Origin of the sequence: Vibrio sp. 1727 (assembly GCF_033344415.1) — a bacterium.
Taxonomy (GTDB): Bacteria; Pseudomonadota; Gammaproteobacteria; order Enterobacterales; family Vibrionaceae; genus Vibrio; species Vibrio alginolyticus.
In genome coordinates, this window is sequence record NZ_JAWPOT010000058.1 from 1 (window position 1) to 2,156 (window position 2,156).

Below are 2,156 nucleotides of genomic sequence, written 5' to 3' on the forward strand. Positions count from 1 at the left end.
TGTCGAGTAGACGACACTTGTTACCAAGTGCCGTCCCTCTAAGAACCCAGCGTGCAACTTTCACCGCACTAGGCTCAAGCCTTCACGAAGGCACCTGTTGGCACCCAGCAACTTATAAAGCAGCGAGAGCAGGCTCATCCCAAGAGTTACGACATTGCCTTTTTGACTTTCTCTTTGCCAAGTATTCTTGGTATTGAGGGTCAAAAGGCGTTGCGGCACTCCTGATTTTAACATGTCTCTCTATTGGCACCTTGGCTATTTGAAACAGATTGAACTGACAATCCATATTCATGATCTTCTGCCAACCGTGAAATTGCCATTGGCCTTGACGGTTGATGAAGTACTTAAGAGCGATCCAAGTTCTCGATTTGGTTGGATGACGCCTTTTAGCCCAGTGCCATAGCGTATGGAATAGCTTGTGACCTACATATCCGAATACCTGTTTGGCCACGCAGTGTCGATAGTAATTCGACCAGCCCCGTAGTTTCGGATTTATCAATTTGATTAAATCGTTGACGGGGATAGTTGCGTGCTTTTTGATGAGTTCGCGCAAGTTACTCAAGAACAACAGTGTGTTGGATTTGCTCGGTTTAATGAGCAATTTTCCTTTGTACTTCCTATGGTTAAAACCTAGGAAATCAAAACCACGACTGATATGAGTAATGTGCGTTTTCTCTTCGGAGAGTGTTAAGCCTCTTTCTGCTAAGAAATCAGCAATCAACGGTTTGATATCGTTCTCCAGCACTTCCTTTGAAGCACAGGTGACGACGAAATCGTCGGCGTATCCAATAAAGTTAGCTCTTGCCCCCTTTTTGAGAGCGGTAGACTTTATGCGCTGCTCAAGTCCTGCAAGGGTCATTAGCATCAAGGTGGGGGATATAACCCCGCCTTGAGGTGTTCCCTCACCTGTACGATAGAACAGCCCTTTGTCCATAAAACCAGACTTTAACCATTGTTCCAACATGCGTTTATCCACGGCAATGTTGTTCATAAGCCATTGATGCCCAATCTTGTCGAAACAGGCTTTGATGTCTCCCTCAAGTACCCACTGAGCTGATTTCTTTAGTGCCAGACACTTGAAGCACTGCGCGATAGCATCAGCAGTGCTTCGGTTTGGTCTAAATCCATAGCTGTTAGGATCGGCAAGTGTTTCTGATACTGGCTCTAGTGCAAGAAGATGAAGCGCTTGCTGCGCTCTATCGACCATGCAGGGGATACCCAGTGGTCTGAGTTTGCCGTTTTTCTTGGGGATGTAGATACGCTTGAGCGGTTTAGCTTGATAAGCTTTTCTGCTCAATTGATTGACTGCTTTCATGCGGCGCGTATCTGTACTCCAGATAACGCCGTCAATTCCAGGCGTTTTACTGCCTTTATTTTGTGATACCCGCTTAACAGCAAGAAGTTTTGCTGAGCGCGAGTGAGTCAGTATCCACTGCAATGCTTTCGCTTTGCCGTGTTTACCTTCTCGTGTTGCCTTTGCAATACGCATCTGAAGCTTTAAAACATGGGATTCAACGGCTTTCCAGTTTATGGACTGCCACTGAGCGCTGTCAGGAGAGGCACTAATCTCTTTTGAAATCATCATTTGCGTTTCTCCTTGAATAAAGTTCTTCAAATTCTCTTGCAACGGAAGACCAGTCGGAAGTCAGCTCACTTTCGTGCCAGATAGAGACCTGTATCTGCATCGTTACAATGCAGCCTTCGCTTTTTCCAACCTCCTCTACCTGCATCACTATCGGTCGCAGAGACTTTCCCAGTGGGAGTGATACAGGCTTACCGTGTTCCGTATGTCGCGCAATGTCAGTTTAGATGCCCGCTATGGTGCGGAGAGCTCAACGATCACGAAAGAGCATGGGGCAATCTCTTTCCGACTCTCTTGCCTTTTGGCTACAGCGTATTAACCACTTCCGCTGTTTACACGTATAACGCACCTTACACGGATTCACGTATGTTCATCATACTGCCTACCTAGCACTCACCCGACTCGTGGTTATCAGGAGGATCGTCTTCTCACGATTTCGATCCCGATTGGCAAATGCCAACCTTCGTTACATTGTCAGAGCCGCTACTTTATTCAGGCTCCTAGGTTCATCTGGTGATACAGATGGTTCACTCGTTAAGCGGTGAACAGCGCTTCATACGACTTCACGTCGCAC

Annotated in this window: 1 protein-coding gene; it reads right to left on the reverse strand. The window is 46.8% G+C overall.

Annotation, left to right across the window (positions count from 1 at the left end; all coding sequences use genetic code 11):
- Positions 1-112: 112 nt before the first annotated feature.
- Positions 113-1,585 (reverse strand): group II intron reverse transcriptase/maturase, encoded by a 1,473-nt coding sequence (ltrA, locus tag R8O10_RS23760; RefSeq protein WP_318191770.1) that lies wholly within the window; start codon positions 1,583-1,585, stop codon positions 113-115.
- Positions 1,586-2,156: the final 571 nt, after the last annotated feature.

Bases quoted from the DNA above. Each gene is read 5' to 3' on its own strand.
- ltrA (WP_318191770.1), bottom strand. From the start codon at position 1,585: ATGATGATTTCAAAAGAGATTAGTGCCTCTCCTGACAGCGCTCAGTGG.